Source organism: Secundilactobacillus collinoides DSM 20515 = JCM 1123, assembly GCF_001435975.1.
Lineage (GTDB): Bacteria > Bacillota > Bacilli > Lactobacillales > Lactobacillaceae > Secundilactobacillus > Secundilactobacillus collinoides.
This window is the reverse complement of record NZ_AYYR01000014.1, coordinates 1-20,513: the sequence shown is the minus strand read 5'-3', so window position 1 is coordinate 20,513 and position 20,513 is coordinate 1. Positions and strand designations below refer to the sequence as shown.

20 protein-coding genes are annotated in these 20,513 nt (G+C 46.4%); 2 read left to right on the top strand and 18 right to left on the bottom strand.

What is annotated here, in order from left to right; translation table 11 throughout:
* Nucleotides 1-8: 8 nt before the first annotated feature.
* The 15 genes from FC82_RS04080 to FC82_RS04010 form a co-directional block, all read right to left on the bottom strand.
* Nucleotides 9-239, bottom strand: a complete 231-nt coding sequence (locus FC82_RS04080) for a DUF1146 family protein (RefSeq protein WP_056996280.1) — start codon at nucleotides 237-239, stop codon at nucleotides 9-11.
* A gap of 844 nt (nucleotides 240-1,083) precedes the next feature.
* The gene (locus tag FC82_RS04075; protein ID WP_054760776.1) at nucleotides 1,084-1,512 is read right to left on the bottom strand and encodes a F0F1 ATP synthase subunit epsilon; all 429 of its coding nucleotides are present in this window, start codon (nucleotides 1,510-1,512) and stop codon (nucleotides 1,084-1,086) included.
* A 13-nt stretch (nucleotides 1,513-1,525) separates the two neighbouring features.
* Entirely contained in the window at nucleotides 1,526-2,938 is a 1,413-nt protein-coding gene (gene atpD / locus FC82_RS04070; protein WP_054760778.1) for a F0F1 ATP synthase subunit beta, read from the bottom strand.
* A gap of 21 nt (nucleotides 2,939-2,959) precedes the next feature.
* Nucleotides 2,960-3,853 (bottom strand): F0F1 ATP synthase subunit gamma, encoded by an 894-nt coding sequence (locus FC82_RS04065; RefSeq protein WP_054760780.1) that lies wholly within the window; start codon nucleotides 3,851-3,853, stop codon nucleotides 2,960-2,962.
* A gap of 26 nt (nucleotides 3,854-3,879) precedes the next feature.
* Nucleotides 3,880-5,415, bottom strand: coding sequence for a F0F1 ATP synthase subunit alpha (gene atpA / locus FC82_RS04060; RefSeq protein WP_054760782.1), 1,536 nt, complete (start codon nucleotides 5,413-5,415; stop codon nucleotides 3,880-3,882).
* A 32-nt stretch (nucleotides 5,416-5,447) separates the two neighbouring features.
* A complete protein-coding gene (atpH, locus tag FC82_RS04055) occupies nucleotides 5,448-5,990 on the bottom strand; it encodes an ATP synthase F1 subunit delta (protein ID WP_054760785.1) in 543 nt (180 codons plus the stop codon).
* Complete coding sequence (gene atpF, locus FC82_RS04050) at nucleotides 5,980-6,495, bottom strand: F0F1 ATP synthase subunit B (protein WP_054760787.1); 516 nt, start codon at nucleotides 6,493-6,495, stop codon at nucleotides 5,980-5,982. Before atpF ends, atpH begins: the two co-directional genes overlap by 11 nt.
* Before the next feature lie 51 nt (nucleotides 6,496-6,546).
* On the bottom strand, nucleotides 6,547-6,759 hold the full coding sequence (atpE, locus tag FC82_RS04045; protein WP_054654092.1) for a F0F1 ATP synthase subunit C: 213 nt from the start codon (nucleotides 6,757-6,759) through the stop codon (nucleotides 6,547-6,549).
* A 51-nt stretch (nucleotides 6,760-6,810) separates the two neighbouring features.
* Nucleotides 6,811-7,527, bottom strand: coding sequence for a F0F1 ATP synthase subunit A (gene atpB, locus FC82_RS04040; RefSeq protein WP_056996279.1), 717 nt, complete (start codon nucleotides 7,525-7,527; stop codon nucleotides 6,811-6,813).
* Between the two features lie 288 nt (nucleotides 7,528-7,815).
* The gene (gene upp / locus FC82_RS04035) at nucleotides 7,816-8,445 is read right to left on the bottom strand and encodes a uracil phosphoribosyltransferase (RefSeq protein ID WP_056996278.1); all 630 of its coding nucleotides are present in this window, start codon (nucleotides 8,443-8,445) and stop codon (nucleotides 7,816-7,818) included.
* A 458-nt stretch (nucleotides 8,446-8,903) separates the two neighbouring features.
* Nucleotides 8,904-10,163 carry a serine hydroxymethyltransferase gene (gene glyA / locus FC82_RS04030; RefSeq protein WP_056996277.1) on the bottom strand — a complete coding sequence of 420 codons (1,260 nt, stop codon included), beginning with the start codon at nucleotides 10,161-10,163 and terminating at the stop codon, nucleotides 8,904-8,906.
* Between the two features lie 78 nt (nucleotides 10,164-10,241).
* Nucleotides 10,242-11,276 carry an L-threonylcarbamoyladenylate synthase gene (locus FC82_RS04025; RefSeq protein WP_056996276.1) on the bottom strand — a complete coding sequence of 345 codons (1,035 nt, stop codon included), beginning with the start codon at nucleotides 11,274-11,276 and terminating at the stop codon, nucleotides 10,242-10,244.
* 14 nt (nucleotides 11,277-11,290) lie between these two features.
* Nucleotides 11,291-12,139 carry a peptide chain release factor N(5)-glutamine methyltransferase gene (gene prmC / locus FC82_RS04020; RefSeq protein WP_056996275.1) on the bottom strand — a complete coding sequence of 283 codons (849 nt, stop codon included), beginning with the start codon at nucleotides 12,137-12,139 and terminating at the stop codon, nucleotides 11,291-11,293.
* A complete protein-coding gene (gene prfA, locus FC82_RS04015; protein WP_054760790.1) occupies nucleotides 12,132-13,214 on the bottom strand; it encodes a peptide chain release factor 1 in 1,083 nt (360 codons plus the stop codon). The genes prmC and prfA overlap by 8 nt, the downstream gene beginning before the upstream one ends.
* A gap of 65 nt (nucleotides 13,215-13,279) precedes the next feature.
* Nucleotides 13,280-13,879, bottom strand: a complete 600-nt coding sequence (locus FC82_RS04010; RefSeq protein WP_153021001.1) for a thymidine kinase — start codon at nucleotides 13,877-13,879, stop codon at nucleotides 13,280-13,282.
* Between the two features lie 221 nt (nucleotides 13,880-14,100).
* Here FC82_RS04010 and FC82_RS04005 point away from each other — a divergent pair, with 221 nt between their 5' ends.
* Nucleotides 14,101-15,459, top strand: coding sequence for a Mur ligase family protein (locus FC82_RS04005; RefSeq protein WP_056996273.1), 1,359 nt, complete (start codon nucleotides 14,101-14,103; stop codon nucleotides 15,457-15,459).
* The gene (locus FC82_RS04000; RefSeq protein WP_054760794.1) at nucleotides 15,456-16,160 is read left to right on the top strand and encodes a type 1 glutamine amidotransferase; all 705 of its coding nucleotides are present in this window, start codon (nucleotides 15,456-15,458) and stop codon (nucleotides 16,158-16,160) included. The genes FC82_RS04005 and FC82_RS04000 overlap by 4 nt, the downstream gene beginning before the upstream one ends.
* 48 nt (nucleotides 16,161-16,208) lie before the next feature.
* On the opposite strand, the gene FC82_RS03995 is transcribed toward FC82_RS04000, so the two are convergent.
* The 3 genes from FC82_RS03995 to FC82_RS03985 all read right to left on the bottom strand — a co-directional run bounded on the left by FC82_RS03995 (nucleotide 16,209) and on the right by FC82_RS03985 (nucleotide 20,260).
* Nucleotides 16,209-17,597 carry an amino acid permease gene (locus tag FC82_RS03995; RefSeq protein ID WP_054760796.1) on the bottom strand — a complete coding sequence of 463 codons (1,389 nt, stop codon included), beginning with the start codon at nucleotides 17,595-17,597 and terminating at the stop codon, nucleotides 16,209-16,211.
* Nucleotides 17,598-17,959: 362 nt separating this feature from the next.
* Nucleotides 17,960-18,979, bottom strand: a complete 1,020-nt coding sequence (locus FC82_RS03990; RefSeq protein WP_054760801.1) for a serine hydrolase domain-containing protein — start codon at nucleotides 18,977-18,979, stop codon at nucleotides 17,960-17,962.
* A gap of 240 nt (nucleotides 18,980-19,219) precedes the next feature.
* Nucleotides 19,220-20,260, bottom strand: a complete 1,041-nt coding sequence (locus FC82_RS03985; RefSeq protein WP_056996272.1) for a branched-chain amino acid aminotransferase — start codon at nucleotides 20,258-20,260, stop codon at nucleotides 19,220-19,222.
* Between the last annotated feature and the right edge of the window lie 253 nt (nucleotides 20,261-20,513).

Genomic DNA, 20,513 nt, shown 5'->3' with positions numbered 1-20,513 from the left:
GTGTCTCGTTACTTAAACATATAAATTAAGTTACGGACATTATCAATAAAATTCAGGAAAAAAGAACTGCAGGTATATCCTACCGCAACAGACAACATAACAATTAATACCCGAGCCTGTGTGGGGTAGAGCCTCATCACATTTTCAATGTGCAATTTTTGAATACTCCAAAATGCAACAAAGATAAAAATAAAATGACTGATTAGAGTCAAGAGGGCCTGTGTCCCGATTGTTCGCATAAGCTAACTTTCCTTTCTGAATTACTCCTAAAATATAGCATAGTTTCTAGGGGTTGTCGCTAGTAACGTGTCATTTGTAATATTACGAATTTACTTGAACCGTGCAATCGCGACACAAAACCTTATAATTGTTTGGAATTTGGCGAATAGTGACCTTGACGGATCTACAGGGTGAAACGCAGAGGTGACTGCACATTTTTAAAACGTTGATAGCAATACGTTCGACCACGATTCATTCACAAAGTCACCGCTATACCGGTCAGTTGTAGTTACCAATTCACTGTCACTGATTGGTGAATGGCTACTGATATATCTGGTTATTGTTAGGTACAAGTATCGTAAAACCTAATCGTTTTAAAAGACGCTTGCGGGATGAAATTTGATTATTTTGTAATGGTCTACCCGGCTTGGTTATAGCATTATCACCCGTTTTTTTTGACGCACTTGTGTGGACCGATCTTTTTGATTGCTTTGCTGCAAATCAAAATGCCGCCTCAGTATGCCTGGTGACACCGTTGCGTTCCCACACTAAATTCACCAGGTTGTATTTCCAAAAGTCCCTTTTTATCATTCAATCTCATATCTTCGAGGCTAAATGAACAGTCGGCGTAAATCCTGAACCGTTTTTTAAATCACCCCCGCAAGTTAGCAAGGCTGCTTAAAAATTATAGGTCTTTTTCAGACAACCAAGTTACAAAAAAACTAAGGTCAAAAACACGCTTGTTAGGCAAAGTGGGGCAGAAACGAATGTCAGAAAGCAAAAGTCAGCATGTAAACGCCTTTCGCCGCTTCTATCAAAAAAGCACCCAAACCAGAGGTTTGGGTGCTTTCATCATAGCCAACTTTATTTGCCAGCGACGTTAATTCGATTAACAGCTCGCCGAAGTGCAACTTCAGCACGATTCAAGGCATCTGTATCCTGTGCTTGTTGTGCTTCTTTGATGCGTGCCTCAGCACGTTTCTGAGCATTCTTAGCACGGTCAACGTCGATGTCGTCCTGACATTCAGCTGTATCGGCAACAATCGTTGCGGTGTTTTCGGAAAATTCAACAAAACCGCCGTTAACAGCAATTTCGTCGACATCCTTACCATCGACAGATTGTACACGAGCTTCATCAACCGCCAATGAGGCAATGACAGGAACGTGGTTCGGCATGATCCCGAGTTCACCAAGCTGCGTCTTTACGACGATCAGTGTAGCTTTCTCGTTATCATAAACTTTACCATCGGGGGTTACGATACTAACGGTTAAAACCGATTGAGAATCAGCCATTTAGAACCCCTCCTTAATTGTTCAAGTTTGCCTGCATCTTTTTAGCGTTTTCGACAACGTCTTCGATTGGGCCACAGTTACGGAAGGCGTCTTCTGGAAGATCGTCGTATTTACCTTCAAGGATTTCCTTGAAGCCCTTAACTGTTTCAGAAACGGGAACGTACTTACCGGGTAACCCAGTAAATTGTTCGGCAACACTAAATGATTGTGACAAGAAGAATTGGATCCGACGAGCACGACCAACAATGGTCTGTTCTTCGTCTGACAATTCGTCCATCCCTAAAATAGAAATGATATCTTTTAACTCACGGTAACGTTGCAAAACGTGTTGTACTTCCGTTGCAACATCGTAGTGTTCTTGACCAACAACTTGTGGGTCAAGGGCAGTCGAAGTTGATGCCAACGGGTCAACGGCTGGATAGATCCCTTGTTGCGTCAAAGCACGTTCCAGGTTGGTGGTAGCGTCCAAATGGGCAAAAGTCGTTGCTGGAGCAGGGTCGGTATAATCATCGGCAGGAACGTAAACGGCTTGAATAGAGGTAATTGACCCCTTCTTCGTAGACGTGATACGTTCTTGCAACTGACCCATTTCAGTAGCCAGCGTTGGTTGGTAACCAACGGCTGAAGGAATCCGGCCAAGTAAGGCTGAAACTTCCATCCCGGCTTGGGTAAACCGGAAGATGTTATCAATAAATAACAGCACATCTTGGCCCTTAACATCACGGAAGTATTCCGCGATGGTTAAACCAGTCAAAGCAACCCGCATCCGGGCACCAGGTGGCTCGTTCATTTGACCATAGACCATGGCCGTCTTCTCAAGAACACCTGAGCCTTTCATTTCATAGTACATATCGTTACCTTCACGGGTACGTTCACCGACACCTGTGAAGACAGAGATACCGTTATGACCTTGCGCAATGTTGTGGATCAATTCTTGAATTAAAACAGTTTTACCGACACCGGCACCACCGAACAACCCAATCTTACCACCACGAACGTAAGGCGCTAACAAGTCGATAACTTTAATCCCAGTTTCTAGAATTTCAGAAGTTGGGTTCAATTCATCGTATTTTGGTGCATCACGGTGAATTGGCATTCTTTCGGCATCTGGGCCGAATTCGGCACCGCCGTCAATGGGATCCCCAAGAACGTTAAACACACGACCTAAGGTGTCATCGCCAACTGGCACAGAAATTGAAGACTCAGTGTTTTCAACTTCCATCCCCCGACGAAGACCATCAGTACCATCCATGGCAATGGTCCGCATAACCCCGTCCCCTAATTCAAGGAGCACTTCGGTTACTAAGAAGCTGCCATCTTCCTTCATGATATGAAGGGCAGTATTGATATCGGGTAATTTATCGCTCAACGGGAATTCAACGTCGACAACTGGTCCGATAACTTGAACAACTTTACCAGAACTCATTATGCGTTAATTCCTCCCGTCTTAATTATTTAATGCCTCTTGCCCACCAGTAATTTCAGTAATTTCAGTCGTAATTGCTGCTTGACGGGCACGATTATATCGCAACTCAAGTTCGCCAATCAAGTCAGTCGCATTATCTGAGGCTGACTTCATGGCATTCGAGCTCGATGCATGTTCTGACGTCTTAGCGTCAAGAATTGCACCAAAGACTAAACTCTCTGAGTACTGTGGCAAAACAACGTCCAGAACTTCCTTTTCAGAAGGTTCCATGTCGTAAGCTGCAGTCAGAGGCGCAGATTCAGTTTCTTCAGAAGTATCTGTGCTCAACGTTTCACTGTCAACTGGCAGCATCTTGTCCGCCCGGAAGCGGGATACCAGCCGGTTAACAAAGTGGTTATAGCAGACATACAATTCATCGAAAACGTTATTTTCATACATCGAAGTTACGGTTTTGACAATTTCACGTACTTCATTAAACGTTGGCACGTCACTGACACCGCGGTATTCATAGGCCACGTTATCACCGCGCTTCTTGTAAAAATCAGCACCAGTCCCGCCCACTGCAAGGATCATGTGTTCACCACCAGCATTATGCTCGTCGATAAACGTATTTGCCTCACGTAAAACGTTACTGTTATAACTGCCGACCATTCCTCGATCAGAGGTAATGACCAAATAAGCCGTTTTTTTCGACCCCTTGGATTGCGAATCGCTCGAGGAATCATCTAAAAGATGAGATTTTGCGAGATGCATCACAACAGCCTTGACTTTGGCCACGTAGTCTTGATAACCGACTGCCGCTTTTTGAATCTGATTCAACTTTGAAGATTGAACCATCTGCATCGCCGTCGTGATCTGTCGTGTATTCTTTGTTGAAACAATGCGACGTTGAACGTCACTCATCGATTCAGCCATGAGCTCTCACCATCCTTCCTCAAGGTTTATTTATTCGCTTCAGCTGTCTCTTCGTCAGCTGAACCTGAAAAGGTATCTGCAAATTCTTTGATAGCTGCCTTAAAGGTATCACCATCAGGCAGTTGACCAGTGTCAGCGATCCCTTTCAGGATGTCAGCATGGTTACTGTCGAAGTAATCGAATAAGTCGCTTTCAAACTTAGCAATATCGTCAAGTTCAACTTTGTCAAGGAAGCCTTCATCCAAGGCGTACAGGATCAAGACCTGCTTTTCAACTGACAGTGGTGAGTGCAGTGGTTGTTTCAAAACTTCCACGGTACGCGCACCACGGTTCAGCTTAGCTTGGGTAGCTTCATCCAAATCAGAACCGAATTGCGCGAAGGCTTCCAGTTCATGGTATGAAGCCAAGTCCAGACGTAACGTCCCGGCAACCTTCTTCATCGCCTTAACTTGAGCGTCACCACCAACACGAGAGACAGAAGTCCCGGCATCAATGGCTGGCCGAACACCTGAATAGAATGAATCGCTATCCAAGAAGATTTGACCATCGGTAATGGAGATAACGTTGGTAGGAATGTACGCCGAAACGTCCCCAGCCTTAGTTTCGATAATTGGTAAGGCAGTCATTGAACCGCCACCAAGATCATCACTCAATTTTGCGGCCCGTTCCAGCAACCGTGAGTGGGTGTAGAAAATATCACCAGGATAAGCTTCACGACCAGGAGGCCGACGAAGAATCAGTGACAGTTCACGATAGGCATCGGCTTGTTTTGATAAGTCATCATAGATGATCAAAACGTGCTTGCCATTGAACATAAATTCCTCACCCATTGCGGCACCAGCATACGGTGCAATATAAAGCAATGGTGCAGGTTCAGAAGGACCCGCAGTAACGACAATGGTGTAATCCATTGCGCCAAACTTCCGAAGTGTTTCTACGGAGTTACGGACAGTTGATTCCTTTTGCCCGATAGCTACGTAGACACAGATCATGTTTTGATCCTTTTGGTTAATGATCGTATCGATGGCCACAGTAGTCTTACCTGTTTTACGGTCACCAATGATCAATTCACGTTGGCCACGACCAATTGGAACCAATGAGTCAATGGCTTTCATACCGGTTTGTAATGGTTCGAAAACTGATTTCCGTTCCATAACGCCTGGTGCTTTTCGTTCGATAGGACGTGTTTTGTCGGTCTTAATATCACCTTTGCCATCAACTGGCTGACCTAGTGAATTAACAACCCGGCCAATCATGGCGTCCCCAACAGGAACTTCCATGATACGGCCAGTCCGCTTAACAGTATCGCCTTCAGTGATCTTAGTAAAATCACCAAGGACAACGATACCTACATCGTTGCTTTCAAGGTTTTGGACCATGCCATAAACCCCGCTATCGAATTCGAGCAACTCTCCAGACAACGCATTTTCAAGACCGTGAGCTCTGGCAATACCATCACCAACGTAGGTAACAGTACCGGTTTCATCAACGGAGATCTCGTCTTGGTAATCCGCTAATTGTTGTTTGATTAGAGCACTGATTTCCTCAGCTTTAATGCTCATATAGGTTTCACCCCTTTATAAAGATCTCGTTGTTATCCTAACAGTGCCTGACGTACGCGGGCAATCTTCGTCTTAATGCTGCCATCAAAGATGGTACCTTCGGACTGAATAATAACCCCGCCAAGAATTGATGCATCAACTTTACTGGTCAAGATGACCTGCTTCGCGCCAACGCGTTTTGCATAGCCCGTCTTTAAGCTCTCCAGTTGTGCATCATCTATGGCTACCGCGGTAGTCACGTCAGCATACACCGTTTGGTTCTTCTCATCATACAAAGTCTGGAACTGGTTGATAATTTCAACCATGGCGTCCATCCGATTGTAATCAAAGACCATTTGAATCAAATTGTGAATGTAACTAGATGAGTTATCCAAGAACGGCTTAACCAATGCTTCGCGCTTAGACAAGTCTAAGGTTGAATCTGTTAATGCAGTGCCCAATTGTGGGTTGTCTTGGAAGACTTTACGTAGCTGTTCGAGTTCCGCAAAGCCAGCATCAAGTTGGCCTTTTTCATCAAGAATCTCGAACAGTGCTTTTGAGTAGCGTTTAGCTACCGTAACCTTATCAAGACTCATGTTGCTTCCCCAACCCTTCGATATAAGAATCAATCAATGCCTTTTGATCATCAGCGCTTAATTCTTTTTGAATGATCTTGGAAGCAATCTCAATAGATAAGTCAGCCACATCGTTACGCACGTTTTGCAATGCATCTTGGCGTTCTTGTTCAATATCCTTTTGCGCGTTGACCTTTAATGATTGTGCATCGGTCTGGGCTTGAGCCACGATACCATCGCGTTGTTGCTGACCCTGCTTTTTAGCATTATCAACAATCGTGGTAGCTTCCTGGCGAGAATTGGCAAGGGCACTTTGGCGTTGCTGTGCAAGTGAAGCAGCTTCATCACGGGACTTTTCAGCTGAATCGATATCGTTAGAAATCTTATCAGCACGGTCTTGCATCATTTGATTAATGGGCTTCCAAGCAAAAATCTTGATCAACCACATCAAAATCAAGAAGCAGACTGCGTAAAAGATAATGTCACCGAAAAACAAGCTGGCACCTACGACTAAATGTGAGAACATCTATTGACACCTCCTTCGTTTTAAAAGTAAGCAAACTAAGTGTTATCGAAATTACTTGTTCATAACAAGCAAAGCGACAACGAAGGCAATGATAGGCATGGCTTCAACCAACCCAACACCGATAAACATGTTAGTACGTAATTGACCAGATAATTCTGGTTGGCGTGCCATACCTTCGAGCATCTTGGAAATAACAAGACCGTCACCGACACCACCACCAATAGCCGCACCGGCCATGGCAATACCTGCTGCAATAGCTCCCATAATCTGTATATCCTCCTTAAATGATATAAGTATTAAGTAATTCTCTTTCGCCTAATCGATTTCGATTTTGTCTGCAATGTAGACGGACGAAAGTGTTACAAAGACGAACGCTTGAATGGCCCCAAGGAATGCCGAGAAACCTTGCCAGACCAATGCCAGTACAACTGCGACCCCAAAGGATGCAATTCCACCAGAAAAGGCCATCTCTCCGATAATCTTCAACAACATTTCACCTGAGTAAATGACACCGAAGATACGAAGTCCTAACGTTAGGAAGTTCGTAAATTCCTCAAAAATACTAATCGGCAGCCAAAAAACGAACGGCTTTAAGTATCCTGAGAAATGTTTTTTCCAACCAAACTTCATTACACCAGCGTACTGCGCGATCATTAACGTGGCAAGAGAAAATGTCATGGTAACGATCGGGTCAGATGTTGGACTACGAACCCAATCTTTTCCACCAAGGGAAATTTGAATGAATAGCCCAAGTTCATTGGAAACAAACAGGAACAAGAACAAGGTGAATCCATATAGCCCAAACGCACTCGTTTCGTTGCCTGGAATAGAACCCTTTAGAATATTATTCGTAAAGTCAACGAGCCATTCCAAAATGTTCTGTCCGCGACCCGGCTTCATTGTAATATGACGCGAAAGCGCAAAGACAAACAAAAAAACGAGCACAAACGCAATAAGTCCCGAAATCATATTCGTGACGTTAAACGTAAGCCCTCCGAGTTGAAAGGTAGGAACTGAAGATGGATCTCCCACAGAGTATCACCTCTTTTCAAACCAAATTAACGCAAGAATATTCGATGGCGCCAGTCGATTTTTAATCTAACTAGAATCCATTTTTCTAATTATTGCGGCATATGAATGATAACTCAAATCGCACCTTAAAGACAACCTGATTTATCACAAAATACAATCAGAATTCTACCACCGTTTCAGCAAAAATACAAAGTATTCTTGTCACATTTTATGACAAAAAAACAATCAGCGCCAAGATAACAGCGATATTGCCGAAATCTGAAACTGATTGTTTTTATAATCTGACGTTTATTTAGTACCGAATAACCGGTCACCGGCATCCCCTAACCCGGGAACGATGTAACCATCTTCATTCAGATGATCGTCCAGGGCAGCGGCATAGATGTCGACGTCGGGGTGCTTTTCACGTAATGCCTTGACCCCTTCTGGTGCGGACACCAAACAAACAAACTTAATGTTGGTTGCACCGCGCTTCTTCAGGGCATCGATTGCCATAATGGCTGACCCACCCGTGGCTAACATCGGATCCACAACAAAGACCTGACGCTGTTCAATATCAGCAGGCAGTTTTACGAAATATTCATGCGGTTCAAGGGTCTCCTCGTCACGATACATTCCGATATGACCAACTTTAGCAGCCGGAATCAACTTTAGGATACCATCGACCATCCCGATGCCTGCCCGTAAAATCGGCACAACGGCAACTTTTTTACCAGATAGGGTCTTGGCCGTCATTTTAGCGATTGGGGTCTCGATCTCAACGTCCTCCAATGGCATGTCCCGCGCGACATCGTACGCCATTAACGTTGTGATTTCATCGACGACTTCGCGGAATACCTTCGTTCCGCAGTTTTTGTTCCGAATGATTGTCAGTTTGTGTTGGATCAGTGGGTGATCCATAACCTGAAACTTGCCCATGAGTTGACACTCCTTTATGATTTCTTTCATTGTACCATTACACACCCCACTGAATAAATGGCTGAACGGCAAAAAGATAAAAAAGAAGCCGGATTTTCATGTTTAGTGACGCGACTTTCACCACCAGCCGATAATTGACCATAATGAACCCGAATACCTTACTGGGCCTAGTAATAGTATCCCAGTCTGAAAACAATAAGTACCGTTATCAATTTCGCCAATACACCCCACCATTCGTGAGATTACATACGGATAGCGGTTATTTGTCGATTAACACATAAAGTGTTCTTGTAAGCCCTTACATATAATGGAAGAAAAAAACATAAACAAACCGCCTGTCACACTCTTTTGCATGTCAGGCGGTTCATTTATGTGTCATTTTCTGTAAATAACCTATCCTTTGATAATTTTCTACCATAATATAGTTAATTTACATAGCGAAGTAAGGTTCACTTTTATTACTTAAATTCAATTTCAGCAACATTAGCAGTGATCGGGTGTGCATCCGTCAACGCACGAACGCCAGTTTTAACTTCGTCTAACGCTGTTTCATTATCATGGTTCTCAATCGTTTTCACAATCAATTCGGCGACCTGGGCTGCGTCAGCTTCCTTGAAGCCACGGGTGGTGATTGCCGGCGTCCCTAGCCGAATACCGGACGTCTTGAAAGGACTTAGCGGTTCGTTAGGAATTGATTCTTTGTTGGTCGTGATCGAAACAGAATCCAGCAACTCTTGCGTCTGTTTCCCGTTCAAGTCAGTCTTCGTCAGGTCAAGCGTCATCAAGTGATTATCAGTTCCACCAGAAACGACCCGGATGTTATCACTCTTATTAAAGACGTCAGCCATGGCCTGGGCGTTTTTAATAATTTGCGCCGCGTAGTCTTTAAATTCAGGCTGCAGATCTTCCTTCAGCATCGTTGCCTTGGCAGCGATCACATGGTCCAACGGGCCGCCTTGAGTCCCTGGAAAGACGGCGGAATTGATCTGTTTAGCATACTTCTCCTGTGATAGGATCAGACCGCCGCGAGGTCCGCGAAGCGTCTTGTGCGTGGTTGTCGTTACGACATCGGCAATCCCAACTGGTGTCGGGTGCAGCCCAGCGGCCACTAAACCGGCGATGTGTGCCATATCGACCATCAAGTAAGCGCCAACCTCATCAGCGATGTCACGGAAAGCTTGCCAGTCAATGATCCGGCTATAGGCTGAAGCACCCGCCACGATCATTTTCGGCTTGATCTTCTTAGCCACGTCGCGAACCATGTCATAATCTAGCAATTCAGTATCAGGATTCAGACCATAGCTATACGCTTCATACAGTTTCCCACTGAAGTTGACCTTGGCACCATGTGACAAATGGCCACCGGAATCCAGACCCATGCCAAGAATCGTGTCACCAGGCTTCAAAAAAGCGGCGTACACAGCCTGATTGGCCTGCGACCCTGAGTGGGGCTGCACGTTAGCATATTCAGCGCCAAACAGTTTCTTTGCCCGGTCAATGGCCAGGTTCTCAACAATGTCAATGTATTCGTTACCGCCATAGTAGCGTTTTGAGGGATACCCTTCCGAATACTTGTTAGTCAAAACGGACCCCTGAGCAGCACGTACAGCTTGTGAAACGATGTTTTCAGAAGCAATCAGTTCAATATTATGTTCTTGGCGATCCTCTTCATTTGCGATAGCCTGCCATAATTCTGGATCTTGTTCTTGATAGTTCACACAATCAGCTCCTTGGCATTTGATAAGACTACTTTACCAAATTTTTGCTAAAAATGAAAGGGTCTATACCGAACAATATTACTTATCTACTGACTTATTGTTCGTAAAATGTACACCGCCGGCTGACTTATTCAACCGGTTCATGTAAGCGGCGCCCAAACCGTCATTGCTAAATCCTTGGGTGAAAATCGTTGCCACTTCAGTCTCCAAATCAAAATGTCGCAATCCGGCAAATAACAAATGACTTGCCGCAGCAACGTCAGCTCCAAGCGAATACGTTTCAACGTTAGCCGGAACATCGAGTTTGGCTAAAATATCATCGGTTGCCATTAAACCAACCTTTGTTGCTTGTTGACCAGCCCAATCAACAGCCGCCTTAAAGTCACTAGGATGGTCCACAATTTCCACCTGAGCGTCAGGGGCGTAATGTTTGTACTTCATTCCAGGAGCCTTTGGCGTTTCGTTAGCACCAACCTTATGCTTATTGCCCTGAACCGTGCCGAGAACGTCTGCTAACTGGTCTTCCGTCACTGCGCCGGGCCGCAAAATGGTCGGCACATCCGTGGACATATCGATAATCGTTGACTCCACGCCGACGTCGGTTGGGCCATCATCTAAAATGCCCGCAATTTTCCCCTTTAAGTCATGATAAACATGTTCAGCCAGGGTCGGACTCGGCTTGCCGGACGTATTTGCTGACGGCCCAACGATGGGCACACCAGCGGTCCGAATCAAACTTAACGTTGCCGCGTTTGCCGGCATCCGAAACGCTGCAGTGTCAAGGCCGCCAGTTACGGTTTTCGACAGCGCATCTTTTTTCAACGGTAAAATAATAGTCAAAGACCCTGGCCAAAATGTCTTGATCAGCAACTTAACTTGGTCAGAAAGCGGCTGAGCAAATTTTTCCAGCGTAGCAACATCCGCAATCGTCACAATCAACGGATTATCGCTTGGTCGGCCCTTGGCTTCATAGACGTGGCTGACAGCCTCAACGTTGGTTGCATCCGCCCCCAAACCGTAAACTGTTTCCGTTGGAAAAGCCACCAGCTGGCCCTTTTTTAAGGCGGCTGCGGCTTCATCGATCTGATCAAGCGTGTAAATTTTAGTTTCCATATTGTTTAACTTCCTTAGTCTTCTGTGAATACCACGTGTACCATACGGTCGTGGCCTGCAATATCTTGTTTGATGGTAACCGTGGCCGTTGGGAACGCTGCTTCAAAAATCCGTTTAACATCGGGACCCTGCTGGTAGCCGATCTCCACAAATAAATGGCTGGTGGTCACGACCTTGTCAGCCAGTTGTTGTGCCAGCCGTTCGTATATGGCAAGACCTTTATGGGCTGCAAACAGTGCCAGATGCGGTTCGCTCTTAACGACGTCATCATCCATCACACTGACCTCAGTTGGGTCAATGTACGGCGGGTTGCTGACGACCACGTCAAACGACTGCCCGCTGACCGGCTGCAATAAATCGCCCACTTGGATAGTCACCGCACTGTACAACCGTGCCGCATTCTCCTGGGCAACCTTGGCTGCCCCATCGGAAATATCAGTGAGCGTCACCTGCCAGTCGGGACGTTCAGCCTTGAGTGTCAGCCCAATGGCCCCGCTGCCGGTACCAACATCAAGAACACTTGCCGGCGTTGCAGGAATCGTGTCTAAAACCCACTCAACGAGCTCTTCTGTCTCCTGACGCGGAATCAACACCTGATCTGTCACTGTAAAGGAACGGCCATAGAAATCCGCCGTACCAACGATGTACTGCGGCGGCGTGCCTTGAACATATTGTTCAATGGCCTCTTGGAATCGACTCAACGCCGCTGCTGGCATTGGCTCCCGGTAAGCCATCAACAGGTGCGTTTGATCCATATTGTTTAACGCCAGCATCAGATAGTTTGCCGCTGACTCATCTAACGCCTTGCTCTGAATACGCAAAGAAGCCCATCGCAGGGCTTCTAAGTAGGTCATGTTAGCCATGGTTCAGCTCTTCCATCTTTTGCGTTTGATCGTACAAGATCAGCGCATCGATAACGTCATCTAAGTCGCCGTTCATGATCTTATCTAGCTTGTTGAGAGTCAATCCGATTCGGTGATCCGTTACCCGGTTTTGCGGGTAATTGTAAGTCCGGATCCGTTCGGAACGGTCCCCAGTTCCAATGGCAGATTTCCGTTCGGCATTGTAGGAATTTTCTTCCTGCTCGTGGTAGTAGTTGTAGACCCGCGCCCGCAAAATTTGCATGGCTTTGGCCCGGTTTTGCTGTTGTGACCGTTCATCTTGCATGGCCACAACGATACCGGTCGGCAAGTGGGTCATCCGCACAGCAGAACTTGTTTTGTTAATGTGTTGGCCACCAGCACCAGATGACCGGTAAACATCCGTCCGAATGTCCTTCGGGTCGATGTCAATGTCCACATCCTCAGCCTCGGGCATGACCCCGACCGTTGCGGTAGAGGTGTGCAGCCGACCTGCTGATTCAGTGACGGGCACCCGTTGGACCCGGTGCGCACCACTCTCATACTTGAGTTTTGAGTAAACCTTGTCGCCGGAGATCAGCATCACGATTTCCTTAAAACCGCCAACCTCAGTCGCACTTTGGTCAACGATTTCAACCTTCCAGCCCTGTTTTTCAGCGTAACGTGAATACATGTTGAAAAGGTCAGCAGCAAATAAGCTGGCTTCATCCCCGCCTGCAGCACCGTGAATTTCCATCACGATGTTTTTGTCATCGTTTGGATCCTTAGGCAGCAGCAACACGCGGATCTGGTCTTCGATTTTGGCCTTCTGCGGTTCTAATTCTTTAATTTCATCCTTGACCATTTGTTCCATGTCATCGTCAAGCTTTTCGTGCAGCATATCGTTGTCATCGTTAAGCTGGTCGGTGACAGCCTTATACTTTCGGTAGGTCTCCACCGTGTCCCGCAGTTCGCCTTCCTCTTTTGATAACTTCATGAACCGTTGCGTGTCAGCAATCACTTCAGGATCGCTGATCAATTCATTCAGTTCGTCGTAACGGTCAACGACCGCCTGTAATCTGTCGAACATTTCGTCCATTCTTTATTTCTCCTATCTCTTTGCGTCAGTAAACCGGTCACCTTCACTTGGTTGCTGCAGGTCAGCTACAAGTCAGAGGCGTCCTGACCCAGCATATCTAACGGTGGGTTGTAATAGTGGCGTCGACAAACGGGATAGTACGACTCGTTGCCGCCGATCTGCACCTGCTCACCTTCGTAAACGGGTTTATTATCGTGGAAACGCAGGTTCATGGTCGCCTTTTTAGCACAGAACCAGCAGATAGTCTTCATTTCTTCGAGTTTGTCAGCATAAAGCAACAGGTATTTTGAGCCTTCAAACAATTCGTTTTTAAAATCGTTTTTCAACCCGAATGCCATGACAGGAATGTGAAGGTCATCCACGATTTTGGCCAATTGAAACACGTTCTCCTTGGTCAGAAACTGGGCCTCATCGATCAGGACACAGTTTGCATGCGCGTTAATACCTTTGACTTTATCATATACGTTGTCCGTTTTATAAATCGGCACCGCTTCACGTTCAAGACCAATGCGACTCGACACCTTACCAACACCGGCTCTGGTATCGACACCGCTGGTCATGATGATAACGGGTTTGTTCTGCTCTTCGTAGTTGTGGGCCACCTTTAAGATTTCGATGGTCTTCCCACTATTCATTGCACCATACTTAAAAAATAATTGCGCCAATGGTCTCCACTCTTTCTGCAAATTTCTCATCCATTATAGCATAATAGCATAGTGCGTTTAAGATGAGAACTAGTGGTTTTGGTTGCTGGATACCCCAATATTTCATATTTTTGATTAAAACTCGTTGTTTCTCACACCATTAGGCCCTAGGCATGGTAAAATAAAAGCTTAGTTTGGGTGGTTAATTAACATCACCCGTCAGATCTAGAGGAGCGAAAAAAATGACATTACGAAGTAGCGTTGCCGCCTTTGCGGGGAGATCATCCTACTGGTTTTTACACACATTCTTAAAGGGTGGCAGTTCGCTGCCTGGTAAGATTACAACCAAAATTGATCCGGATATTCTAAAACACCTTGGTCAAAATTACGATGTTGTGATCATCACTGGTACCAACGGTAAAACGCTGACCACGGCACTGACGGTGCGGGTCTTGAAACAAAAATATCATGCCATTCTCACTAACCCGACCGGCTCCAACATGGAACAGGGTATCGTCACCACGTTCCTGCGCGCCCCGAAGGCCAAGGGTAACCGGCCAATTGCCGTTTTGGAAGTTGATGAAGCAAACGTCATCAAAGTGACCCGCTACATTAAGCCCAAGGCGTTCGTTTTCACCAATATTTTCCGTGACCAAATGGACCGGTACGGTGAGATTTACACCACCTACCAAAAAATTATCGACGGCGTAGCCTTGGCTCCTGACGCAACGATCATTGCCAACGGCGATGCCCCTATTTTCCACTCTAAAAACCTGCCGAACCCCATCGTTTATTATGGGTTTGATCAGGACAGCGACGATAAGACAACTGACATGAAGGCTAAGCCAAACACGGATGGCGTGCTGTGCCCCAAGTGTCAACATATCCTGCACTACCACTCGCTGGTCTACAGCAACTTGGGCGACTACTTCTGCCCCAACTGCGGCTATAAGCGTCCTGAATTGACCTACAAACTGACCAAAGTCGGCGACCGGACGCCAAAGAGTTCCTCGTTTGAAGTTGATCACAGCCCAATGAAAATTGAGATTGGCGGGATGTACAACATTTATAACGCACTGGCTGCTTACGCGGTCGGTCGGTTCTTTGATGTTACCCCCGAACAGATCAACACAGCATTCAGCGAAGATAAGAAGGTCTTCGGACGTCAGGAAGAAATCAACGTTGATGGCAAAAAGGTAACCCTTATTCTGGTTAAAAATCCGGTTGGGTTAAACCAGGTGCTCGATATGATCAGCACCGACAAACAGCCCTTCTCATTTGTTGGCCTGTTAAACGCCAACTACGCAGACGGGATCGATACGAGCTGGATCTGGGACGGCAATTTTGAAGATCTGCCGAAATTAAATATTCCCGCCTACATCACTGGCGGTGAGCGTTACAAAGACATCACCTTCCGCTTAAAGGTCGCAGGGGTGCCTGATGACAAGCATGAAATCGTCCCAGAGCTCAGTGATGTGTTGGAAAAGATTAAGACTTTGCCAACCGAAAACGTTTATGTTTTGGCAACCTACACAGCTGTGTTACAATTACGTAAATTATTAGCTGAAAAGGGCTATATCAAGGAGGGAATGGGCGCATGACCTACGAATTAAACGTGGCTCACCTTTACGGGGACCTCATGAATACTTACGGTGACGTGGGGAACATTTTGGCACTGCAATACTATGCCAAACAAATGGACGTACACTTAAACGTTAAGGTGGTCAGTCTGGACCAAGACTTCAATGCTGACGACTACGACATGGCATTCTTCGGTGGCGGTCAGGATTTCGAACAGGAAATCGTTTCCCAGGATATTCAGACTAAAAAACAGGCATTAACCGACTTCATTGAATCCGGCGGCCCAGTCTTAGCGATTTGCGGCGGCTATCAACTATTGGGGCACTACTACATTGATGCCAAAGGCGACAAGATTCCCGGTATCGGCGCGCTTGACCACTACACCCTGCCCCAGGATCACAACCGGTTCATCGGTGACATCGTCATCAAAAACGCTGAAAACGGCGAAACCTACCATGGTTTTGAGAACCATCAGGGGAAAACCTATCTGGGTAAGGGTGAAAGACCTTTAGGTAACGTTGTTGAGGGCAAGGGCAACAACGGCGAAGATCACACGGAAGGTGCCATTTACAAAAACACCTACTGCTCCTACTTCCACGGCCCGATTCTGACCAGAAACGGCAACTTAGCTAAACGGCTGCTGGTAGCGGCACTGAAACGCCGCTACCCCGATGCCGATTTTTCAAAGCAGGAAGCTCTGCCGATTGCGGCAACCTTTTAATCAGACAACAAAAAACGCTCAGTCCCTAAGGACTAAGCGTTTTTTTGATCAATCAAATTTCTCACCGCGGTGACGAACAAGATACACCACCGTTGCCAAAATCAGCACAAACGCACCAACAAACACGGAGACGCGCGTATCCGGGTTCACGAACATAAAGGCAACAATCACCCACAGCATCGCAAACGCAAAGTAGTTTGAAAATGGGTACAGTGGCAGTTTAAACGGGTGGTCTGCCATGACCTTCGGATTACTCTGGCGGAATCGTAATTCGGCTAACAAAATGACGAACCACGGGACCATCCCCGGCAAGACTGATGAACTGAAGACGACCACAAACAAGTTCGAGGTCGATTTGCTGTAAGTTGAGGCCAGCGTATCCACGATAAAGCCTAACAGGATCCCGCCTGAAATACCCAAAATAGCAACATCCGGCACAACTCGTTTTGACAACCGGCCAAAGCCTTTAGGTGCGTCACCTTCGTGTGCGAGTTTAAACAGCATCCGGCTTGAGGAGTAGATACCTGAATTTGCGCCTGACAAAGCTGCCGTCAGGACCACAAAGTTGATTACCGAAGCCGCGGCCGTGATGCCAACCTTAGCAAACGTTGAAACGAATGGTGAGCCGAGACTGCTCAGTTGATTCCATGGATAAATGGTCACGATGACAAAAATGGCACCAACGTAGAAGATCAGGATTCGGAATAATACGGATTTAACGGACTTAATTATGGCTTGTTGCGGGTTGGCGACCTCCCCCGCTGAGATGCCCAGCAGTTCAATGCCTTGGTAGGAACCGACAATGATCGACATTGAGAAGAAGAAGCCCGAAAAGCCGCCGGTGAAGAAACCGCCGTGTGACCAAAGATTGCTCAGCCCGATCGGATGACCGCCGTTGCCCCAGCCAAAGAAGATCAGACCAAGCCCCAGAAGAATCATGGCAATAATCGTCAGCACTTTGATCATTGCAAACCAAAATTCCAAAGGCCCATAGGCCTTGGCACTTGCCAGGTTTGCCGCCAGTAAAAAGCCGATGATGATGAGACCCGAAATAAAGGCATTAATGTGCGGCCACCAATACTTCAAATATTCAGTTGCAGCCACGACTTCAGACATTCCAACCACGATGTACTCAAAAACGTTGGCCCACTTGGCGAGATACCCGGCTAGCGGGTGCACATATTCGGTGGCATAATCCGCAAATGACCCGGTGCCGGGATTGACGTAGATCATCTCGCCCAAGGCGCGCATGACGATGTAGAGGATCAGGCCGACAAACATGTAGGCCAGTAAAACTGAAGGGCCTGTCCATTTAATGGTCGAACTCGACCCCATAAACAGACCGACACCAATGGCACCCCCAAGCGAAATCATTTCCATTTGCCCAGCGGTCATGGACCGTTGCAGCTTGGGTGCTTCGTTAACTTTTCGTTTCATGTGTATCCTCCGTAGAGAGCGGCACAAGACGTTTATGCACGAATTTTCCGCCTTGTGGTACTCGTTTCAGCCAGGTAAGCAGCACCCGGTCGTCAATAATAATATAAGTCGCAAATCAGCAACCCAACTGGCAGCTGGCTTAAAAATGGGGCGCACTAGTGCTGCCCCAAAAAACGTTGGCCAAAATCACATTTGCATAATATCGAAATTATTCTGGACCCCGCATTGCCAGCAACGCAAAACTAGATTACCCGTTGCTATTTTACTACCAGCAATCCATTACACGCCACTACTTGCTCTAAGAAACACATTCTCGAACAATGATTTAAAATCGTGCCGCTAGTGCTTCATTTTTAACTAGTTTAACCCGCCGTACGTTTCTCATCAAGATAGGTGGCAATAATCGCATTGCGCCGTGCCAAAAACGGTTCATTCGGCGCATCTGGATGTACGCGGTTCGACAAAAAAACAAAGCCTTGGTTGGTTGCAAGATCCAGAACAATGGCGGTCCCAGTATACCCGCTGTGCCAGATACACTGGTGCGGATGGGCGTCCGAAACTGGTAGCAAAGCCCAGCCAAACGACCTGCCCTGTGTTCCCAGCGGTGTTTGATCCTCAGCAATCTGAGCTCTGAATGGGTCAGGAATCGGCGAGTGGGTATCACTCAAAATAGCCTGTTCAAACTTCACCAAATCATCACGAGTCGCAAACAATCCTGCTGACCCGCACCGGTCGCGAAGAATGAACGCTTTGGGATCATGCACAACACCACGAATCAAGCCCCTGGTAGCCGATACTTCGGTTGGAACACAGATGGTCGGATCACTAGGTGCAAACGTGCTGTGGGTCATTTTTAACGGTTTTAAGACCCGGTCTGTAATGAGTTGCTGGATCGGCGTACCCGTTATGGCTTCCGCAACCCAACCAAGAAAGATAAAATTGATGTCTGAGTAAACCATCTTTTGTTCAAAATCAGGACCGACGTGTAAGTTCAGCAGCGCATCGTGCAGTTCCCTTGCCGGCATTTTGTTTCGGTTTGGAATGTAGCCCGTAATCCCGGATGTGTGGGTTATCAGATGGCGTACTGTTACGCTGGAATCTGCCCATTCTGGCAGGTAAGCGTGCAATGTATCAGCGAGCTTTAACTGACCTTCATCAACCAGTTGTAAAATGACGTTGACCGTGCCAACGACCTTAGTCAGTGATGCCAGATCGTAAAGCTGATTTTCTTTAAGCGGTTCGTAACCGGGCAGCAGCTGCTCAGCACCATACAGGCCGCTTTGAACCTGGTCGCCGTCAATAAACGCATAACTGACACCGGGCACGACCCCCTCTTCAACCAGTGTTTTGATATCACGAATCGTTTTCGAATACGCTACCATAACCTGCAGCCACTTCCTCGTATAGTTTTTGACGATGTTTTCAGTTTAGCACAAGACTGAAAAGAAACAATTTAAGATAACAAACGAGCATAGTGCATTGCCAGGACGCAAATTGCTGACGCACCGTTTGTGTTCCGACAGCGATTTAAGCAGGTTACGGCCTCAACAGGCTTCCCGCCCGAATCCTGGAGCGCACAAAAAAATCGGGACCTTGATCCCGATTTTTCGTAACTCTATAAATTAGTCTAATGGCACTTTTTGAATCCAGCCTTCAGGAGCTTCAACGTCACCGAACTGAATACCAGTCAAGGTGTCGTAAAGTTTCTGAGTAACAGGACCCACTTCAGTTTCACTGTAGAACACGTGTAACTTGTCGTGGTATTCGATCCCGCCGATTGGGGCGATAACTGCGGCAGTACCCATGGCACCAGCTTCAGTAAAGCGGTCAAGGTCGTCAATAAAGACGTCACCTTGAACAGGCTTCATGCCTAAATTGTGTTCTGCTAAGTATAATAATGAGTACTTAGTGATCGAAGGCAAAATAGAATCTGACTTTGGCGTAACGAATTCGTTGTCCTTAGTAACACCAAAGAAGTTAGCTGAACCAGCTTCTTCAATCTTCTTATGGGTTGCGGGATCAAGGTAGATAACGTCTGAGTAACCAGCCTTGTGGGCTTCGTCACCAGGAAGCAAACTACCACCGTAGTTCCCACCGACTTTAGACTGACCAGTCCCATGAGGTGCAGCACGGTCATAGTAAGACGTGGTGAAGTTCGTTGGTGTAACCCCGCCCTTGTAGTAGGCACCAACAGGCATTGCAAATACGGTAAAGATATATTCTTGGGCTGGGTGGACACCAATGTTACCACCAACACCAATCATCAATGGCCGTAAGTATAAAGTCCCACCTGTGCCATATGGCGGAACATAGTCAGCGTTAGCTTTAACAACTGACTTAACGGCTGCGATAAACTTGTCTTCTGGGAAGGCAGGCATCAACAGGCGTTCACAACTCTTATGCATCCGAGCTGCATTGCGATCTGGACGGAATAAATTAATTTCGCCGTTCTTTGTGCGGTAGGCCTTCAAGCCTTCAAAATCGGCTTGTCCATAGTGTAAACCAGTGGAACCTTCGCTAATATGTAACGTTGCATCTTCTGTTAATTCACCATCGTCCCACTTGCCATCAGAATAATGAGCTAAGAAACGATATGGTAAATCCATGTAATTGAAGCCTAAGTTGGCCCAATCAATTGTAGATGGTTCTGGTGCTTTTGCCAAACAGACCACTCCTCAAAAAAATTAGTATGTTTTAATTAAAAAATCAGATGAAAGAGCTATCCCTCATTAATTTTTAATAAACCAAATTGTAGTCTGAATGACCGCGCCTGTCAAGGTGACCTCAGAAAAAAGACACTGTTTGCTGACGAATGCGCCGTTTTTTGCTACAATGGGGCTGGCATTTGAAAGAAAAGAGGAAACCCCGATTTAAAATTGAAGTGCAACACTTGATAACTAGACCAATTAGACTAGC

Bases quoted from the DNA above. Each gene is read 5' to 3' on its own strand.
- FC82_RS04075 (WP_054760776.1), bottom strand. From the start codon at position 1,512: ATGGCTGATTCTCAATCGGTTTTAACCGTTAGTATCGTAACCCCCGAT.
- FC82_RS04000 (WP_054760794.1), top strand. From the start codon at position 15,456: ATGACCTACGAATTAAACGTGGCTCACCTTTACGGGGACCTCATGAAT.
- atpE (WP_054654092.1), bottom strand. From the start codon at position 6,759: ATGGGAGCTATTGCAGCAGGTATTGCCATGGCCGGTGCGGCTATTGGT.
- atpD (WP_054760778.1), bottom strand. From the start codon at position 2,938: ATGAGTTCTGGTAAAGTTGTTCAAGTTATCGGACCAGTTGTCGACGTT.
- atpH (WP_054760785.1), bottom strand. From the start codon at position 5,990: ATGAGTCTTGATAAGGTTACGGTAGCTAAACGCTACTCAAAAGCACTG.
- prfA (WP_054760790.1), bottom strand. From the start codon at position 13,214: ATGGACGAAATGTTCGACAGATTACAGGCGGTCGTTGACCGTTACGAC.
- upp (WP_056996278.1), bottom strand. From the start codon at position 8,445: ATGGGCAAGTTTCAGGTTATGGATCACCCACTGATCCAACACAAACTG.
- prmC (WP_056996275.1), bottom strand. From the start codon at position 12,139: ATGGCTAACATGACCTACTTAGAAGCCCTGCGATGGGCTTCTTTGCGT.
- atpF (WP_054760787.1), bottom strand. From the start codon at position 6,495: ATGTTCTCACATTTAGTCGTAGGTGCCAGCTTGTTTTTCGGTGACATT.
- atpA (WP_054760782.1), bottom strand. From the start codon at position 5,415: ATGAGCATTAAAGCTGAGGAAATCAGTGCTCTAATCAAACAACAATTA.
- FC82_RS04065 (WP_054760780.1), bottom strand. From the start codon at position 3,853: ATGGCTGAATCGATGAGTGACGTTCAACGTCGCATTGTTTCAACAAAG.
- FC82_RS04025 (WP_056996276.1), bottom strand. From the start codon at position 11,276: ATGGAAACTAAAATTTACACGCTTGATCAGATCGATGAAGCCGCAGCC.
- FC82_RS03995 (WP_054760796.1), bottom strand. From the start codon at position 17,597: ATGAAACGAAAAGTTAACGAAGCACCCAAGCTGCAACGGTCCATGACC.
- FC82_RS03990 (WP_054760801.1), bottom strand. From the start codon at position 18,979: ATGGTAGCGTATTCGAAAACGATTCGTGATATCAAAACACTGGTTGAA.
- FC82_RS04005 (WP_056996273.1), top strand. From the start codon at position 14,101: ATGACATTACGAAGTAGCGTTGCCGCCTTTGCGGGGAGATCATCCTAC.
- FC82_RS04080 (WP_056996280.1), bottom strand. From the start codon at position 239: ATGCGAACAATCGGGACACAGGCCCTCTTGACTCTAATCAGTCATTTT.